The sequence below is a fragment of the Planococcus sp. CAU13 genome (assembly GCF_000775575.1).
Lineage (GTDB): Bacteria > Bacillota > Bacilli > Bacillales_A > Planococcaceae > Planococcus.
Map to the genome: position 1 here is coordinate 1 of NZ_JRGN01000158.1, position 6,194 is coordinate 6,194.

General features: G+C 47.4%; 5 protein-coding genes. All 5 read right to left on the reverse strand.

What is annotated here, in order from left to right:
- Positions 1-69: 69 nt before the first annotated feature.
- Genes asnS through dinG form a run of 5 tightly spaced genes read right to left on the reverse strand, consistent with a single transcriptional unit; the run spans position 70 to position 6,053 of the window.
- The gene (gene asnS, locus KW93_RS06765) at positions 70-1,365 is read right to left on the reverse strand and encodes an asparagine--tRNA ligase (protein ID WP_033542231.1); all 1,296 of its coding nucleotides are present in this window, start codon (positions 1,363-1,365) and stop codon (positions 70-72) included.
- 37 nt (positions 1,366-1,402) lie between these two features.
- Entirely contained in the window at positions 1,403-2,590 is a 1,188-nt protein-coding gene (locus KW93_RS06770; protein WP_033542232.1) for a pyridoxal phosphate-dependent aminotransferase, read from the reverse strand.
- A 15-nt stretch (positions 2,591-2,605) separates the two neighbouring features.
- The gene (locus tag KW93_RS06775) at positions 2,606-3,082 is read right to left on the reverse strand and encodes a cell wall elongation regulator TseB-like domain-containing protein (protein WP_033542233.1); all 477 of its coding nucleotides are present in this window, start codon (positions 3,080-3,082) and stop codon (positions 2,606-2,608) included.
- 14 nt (positions 3,083-3,096) lie between these two features.
- Positions 3,097-3,267: a YpmA family protein gene (locus tag KW93_RS17090; RefSeq protein ID WP_081986945.1), complete on the reverse strand. Its 171-nt coding sequence runs from the start codon at positions 3,265-3,267 to the stop codon at positions 3,097-3,099.
- 23 nt (positions 3,268-3,290) lie between these two features.
- Positions 3,291-6,053, reverse strand: a complete 2,763-nt coding sequence (dinG, locus tag KW93_RS06780) for an ATP-dependent DNA helicase DinG (protein WP_033542234.1) — start codon at positions 6,051-6,053, stop codon at positions 3,291-3,293.
- Positions 6,054-6,194: the final 141 nt, after the last annotated feature.

Sequence of the window (6,194 nt, forward strand, 5' to 3'; positions counted from 1 at the left end):
AGGAGGCTCAGGCCGCTCCCCGCGGAAAGCGTCCTTCTGCAGCGAATTCATCTAATGCTATCGTATTCTTTAAGGATACAAACGGTTCAGCAAACGTGGGAATGGGATGGATTCGCGGACGTGCTCTGCTCCTGAAATCCATGCCACTGTGCGTTCAAGGCCCAGGCCGAATCCAGAATGCGGCACTGCGCCATATTTGCTGAGTTCAAGGTACCACGCATAAGCTGATTCGTCGAGATTATGTTCCTGGATGCGTTTTTTCATTAACTCGTAATCGTAGATCCGTTCTGATCCACCAATGATTTCACCATAACCTTCAGGCGCAATCAAATCGGCGCACAGCACGACATCATCACGCTCCGGATGCGGCTGCATATAGAAAGGCTTGATGCCGATCGGGTAATTGACGATGAAAACAGGCATGTCGTATGATTCGGCAATTGCCGTTTCATGCGGCGCTCCGAAATCGTCGCCCCATTCAATGTCGTCAAAACCGTTGTCATTCAGCCATTTGATCGCATCATCATAAGTGATGCGCGGGAATGGCGCCTGGATTTTTTCAAGTTTTGATGTATCGCGGCCAAGGCGGTCCAATTCAAGTTTGCAGTTTTTAAGAACGGACTGCACGATGTGGGACACGAATTGTTCCTGGACTTCCAGGCTTTCTGCATGTTCCACGAAAGCCATTTCCGGCTCGATCATCCAGAACTCGATTAAGTGGCGGCGTGTTTTCGATTTTTCGGCGCGGAAAGTCGGGCCGAACGAGAACACTTTTCCTAGAGCCATGGCTGCAGCTTCCATATACAACTGTCCGGACTGGGATAAGAATGCATCTTCATCGAAATATTTTGTGGCAAAAAGTTCAGAAGTTCCTTCAGGTGCAGAACCGGTCAAAATTGGAGGATCCACTTTGACAAAACCGTTTTCATTGAAGAATTCATACGTCGCACGGATGATTTCGTTGCGCACTTTCATGATGGCGTGCTGTTTGCGGGAACGCAGCCATAGATGACGGTTGTCCATCAGGAATTCTGTGCCGTGCTCTTTTGGGGTGATCGGGAAATCTTTTGCTTCATGGATCACTTCAATCCCCGTAACGGCCAATTCGTAGCCGAACGCCGAGCGCTCATCTTTTTTCACTTCGCCTGTTACATACAGGGATGTTTCCTGTGTCAGCGCTTTTGCCGCAGCAAAAGTATCTTCGCCGACTTCCGCCTTCACTACTACTCCCTGTACAAATCCTGATCCATCGCGCAATTGAAGAAACGCAATTTTACCGCTTGAGCGTTTATTGGCGATCCAGGCGCCCAGTTTAATCGTTTGACCTTCATATTTAGCCATTTCGGCAATTGTAATTTTTTTCATACCTGCACTAGCCTCCAAGAATATGTTTTCAATGTTATTACTGCCATCTGTCTGACACGAATTTGCTGATGCGCTCCACTGCTTCGTTCAAAGCTTCCAGTGAAGTGGCATATGACAGGCGGATGGTAGAAGGTGCACCGAAGCCTGAACCCGGAATCACCGCTACATTCGCTTCCGTCAGCAGCGCTTCCACAAATTCATCAACCGAAGAAAATCCTGTTTTCTCGGCTGCTTCGGATACATCAGGCAATAAATAAAATGCCCCCTGCGGGCGTATTATATTAAATCCTGGAATTGCTTCCAGTTTCGGGAAAATCTCTTCCAGTCTGCCTTCGAACGCCCGGCGCATTTCCTCCACAGCGTCCTGTGATCCGTTATATGCTTCAATAGCCGCATATTGCGAAGTGGTTGTGGGATTGGAAGTGGAATGGCTGGCCAGGTCTGTCATCGCTTTTATCAATTCGGCATCTCCTGCCGCATAGCCGATGCGCCAGCCGGTCATGGAATGGGATTTTGAAACGCCATTGACAATGATGGTACGCTTTTTCGCATCGTCGGATAAAGTGGCAATGGAAACGTGTTCCACATCGCCATAGACCAATTTTTCGTAAATCTCATCTGATACGATGAGGATGTCTCTTTCGCGGCATACTTCCGCCAATTCCTGCAATTCTTCTTTTGAATAAATCATGCCTGTCGGATTGCTCGGCGTATTGATCATGACCGCTCTCGTCCGGTCTGTGATCGCTTCACGCAATTGCTGGGCCGAAATTTTGTAATTTTGGCTGGCCGTTGCTTCTATGTATACCGGAACCCCTTCAGCCAGTTTCACCTGTTCCGGATAGCTTACCCAGTAAGGTATCGGAATAATGACTTCATCGTCTTTATCGAGCAGCACCTGGAACAGGGTATAGAGCACGTGTTTTGCCCCCACACCGACCATCACTTCATTTGGTGAATAGCTCAGCTGCTGGTCCCGCTGCAATTTCTGGATGATTGCTTCCTTTAAAGCAGGCAGACCGCCTGCAGGTGTGTATTTCGTTTTGCCGTCCAGCATTGATTGATAAGCCGCCTGTAAAATATTTTCGGGTGTATTATAATCCGGTTCACCAGCCCCAAGTCCGATGATGTCCACTCCCTGCGCTTTCAGTTCATTGGCTTTGGCTGTAATGGCCAATGTCGTTGAAGGCGTCAATGTACCCACGCGTTTTGCCAGGTTGATCATACCGCTTCAGCTCCTTTACAAATTCAAAATCCTTTTCCAGACAGAACCGTCATCGGCTGAAATATATACATAATTCAGTTTGTAATTTTTTGTAAGAAAAACGACTTCCCAAACGACATTATTGTCCTCAATGCCCAGTTTTGTATGGAGCACTTCTTTTACGTCCATACCGTCAAGAGCGATTCCCCGCGCCTGTTTGGGAGTGATTTTTCCTTCCAGCGATGTTTCGGCCATTTCTTCGCCATCAATCGGCACGAAGACTGCTTTCAACTGTCCTTCTTCATCTGTTCCGATGACGGTAACTGATTTTTGTTTATTCGAATATACATATGACCTGTTTATTTCAGTAAGCCTGTTTTCATCTTTTACCTGGGCGATCGCTTTGTTTTCCGCATTGGAAAAAGGGCTGTTGCCAAGTATCAGTATTAATATGGTGAGCACAATTGCCAAAAAAGACATAAAACTTACTATAAATATGATCCATTGCTTCATTTCATCACCTGAACCTATGTTTTGTAGATCGTGAAGACCGCTTTCTCCGGATCTTCTTTATCAAGTGCAAGCCCGAACATCAGATTATCGTGCTTCAATGTGCGGTTCAGGACATCGACGATTTTGTATAAATCCGGCTGATATGCAATATTTACTGTAGAAAGCACTTCAATTTTGGACTCCATCCAACCGACCTTCCTTTCATTTTTCACTGCTTATTATACCAATGTTCAATATCCGTTACCATCTTTTCCAAAGACACTTTTGATACGCCGACTTTCGGCAGGGCGTCGAGAAATTCCTGTCCGTAAGATTTCGTTTCAATGCGGCGGTCGAGTACGATGAAAAGCCCCTGGTCATTTTTGGACCGGATCAGCCGGCCGAATCCCTGCCTCAGGCGGAGCACCGCTTCAGGCAGAGCATAGTGGATAAAAGGATTGATGCCTTCTTTTGAAATCAATTCGGATTTCGCTTTGAAAACCGGTTCATCCGGCGAAGTGAACGGCAGCCTGACCACTACCACTGCACGCAGCGCATCGCCAGGAACATCGACGCCTTCCCAGAAACTGTTTGTGCCGAAAAGCACGGATTTCTGGAACCGCTGGAATGATTTCAGCAAACGCATGCGGCTGCCCGATGAAATCCCCTGAGCAAACAGCATATAGTCGTCCAGCAGTCCGGTGTCCTGGATCAGATCAACCGTTTTGCGCAGCATATCCTGTGACGTGAATAAAACGAAACAGCGGCCTTCCGTCACAAGGACGGTACGGATGACCGCATCGGCTACTGCCTCAATATAATCATTTTGGGAAACCTGCTGGATATCCGGCATATCGTCGATGACAAATACTCTCGCCCCCTGATAGAAATCTTTGGGCGGCTCATATTTTGTAACGGCCACAGAGTCCGGTACACCCAGCTGCCTCACAATGAAACGGTCATTCGATGGAACTGTCATGGTGCCGGACAGCCAAATGATGCCTTTTTGCCCGCGCACCGGCCCGGTTACACGTTCAATGATAGATTTCACTTCAAACGGACGTTTATAGAGCGACAGGCTGTTCGGAAGGCTGCGCAGATCGCCTTCAATCCAGCTGACTTCATCGTTGACAGGGAAAACAAAAATCTCACTGAATTCCACTGCCTTCAGCATCAATTCCTGTGTCCAATAACGCCAATCTGCGATAACCAATTGTTCTTCCGATGATCTTTCCGAAATTTTCCCGGCTTTTTGCAGAATGGTCTGGGACAGATCAATCCATTCATTCAGCAGGCGGAGAAGTTCAGCGAAATCTTCGTGATGGTAAGACAATTCGCTGAGAAGCAGGGAATTCTTCTTGTGCTTGCGTGCTTTGAATTTCTCAGCAAATTCCATTGAAAGCAGTGCGGCAATACGGTCAAAAGCAACGGTAAAACCGATGAACAGCGAGTCCAGACGAACCATTTCTGCAGCGCTCGCGAAGCCGGTGCTGTCAGCAGCCTCTTTCAGCTTAGAATACAATTGCCTTTCTTCAGACGTGCCGATCTGCCCGAAAATATACTTCCATTGAGTATAGACAAACGTTTTCTCATATTGCAGAACCGCAGCCTGAACGGCCTGGTGTGCTTCGTCCCAAATGATCGCATCGACCCTTTCCAGGAGCGAATTGGCAGAATTCGGCTGATTGAGCAGAAATGCGTGATTCGTTACAATGATGTCTGCTTTTCTGGCCTGTTCCAGTGCAAACTCAAAAAAATCGTAGACTTTCTCTTCACGGTCCGGCCTTCTTGTGTGGGTGCGCCGGATTTTATCCAGCAATAATTGGCCGCCGCTGGAAACATTCAGCTCATTTAAATCACCGGTCGACGTCTTTGTCAGCCAGATTAGGATCTGCATGATGGTGAATGTCTCATCATAGGATTCGTCTTCACCGCGAAGAATTTCGGCAAAGCGCGTGAGATCAATATAATGGCCCAGTCCTTTAATCAGTGCAATGGAGACTTTTTCCCCGATGAATTTTTCGACAATGCCGGCTTCATTCGACAGCAGCTGATCCTGAAGATGCGTTGTATATGTGCTGACCAGTACCTGCCTTCCCGTTGCAAGGGCATGATTCGCAGCCGGCAAAAGATAGGCGATGGTTTTCCCCATGCCTGTGGAAGCTTCGATAATCATTTCATCGGCATTTTCCAGCGTTTCATGTATCGCAGACATCATCTCGATCTGGCTTTCCCTGCGTTCAAAATTTGGCAGAACTTCACTGAGCCTGTCATGCCAATCCGTTTTCTGTATATAATTATCCCGTTTCCTGTCAGCAGGCAGCTGCCGCAGCCTTAAAGGCACGCCTTTAAATTGATCCATTTCACTGTGGTGGGAATCTCTTTTCAGGGCTGTCGCTTCATAAAGCAGCCGTGACAGATCGGATTTCAGCTGGAATGAGCGCTTGTGCAGCAATGCCAATGTTTCATAGGGCAGCTGCTGAAGATCTTCTTTTGCGCGCATGAACAGCTCGGCTGTGGCATAGGCGTCATCGTCAGCGCGGTGTGCATTGCCGAGCGCGATATTCAGATCCGCTGTAATATCCTGCAGTTTATAGCTGATTGAAGTCGGATAAAGCAGGCGCGATAATTCCACCGTATCCATCGTCAGCCCGTGCCATTTCGGCTGGCCGCTGCGCTGCAGTTCCTTCTGCAGAAACGGCAAATCGAAATTGGTGTTATGGGCGACGAAAATCGCATCCTGCAGCTTTTCGTAAACTTCCGCTGCATGGAATTCAAACGGCTGTGCATTGGCGACATCCTCGTCTGAAATGCCGGTCAAATCCTGGATGAACATAGGTATTTTGCGTTCCGGGTTTATAAATTTCATATATGTATCCGTAATTATGTCATTTTCAATCGTTACGATTGCCATTTGAATAATCCGATCACCTTTAGCAGGGGAATGGCCAGTCGTCTCAATGTCGACGACAACATATTTATCTGAATTCATGACAGTCCCTCTTTCTACGGTGTTCCATCTCCCAAAATTGTAACATATCCGGCCCCATTACGCTTTTTGTTCTGCTGAATACGTTTGAGAAAAGTAATTACTTTTTTTAAACGCTTCGGCGCTTTGGACCAGGTTCCCACA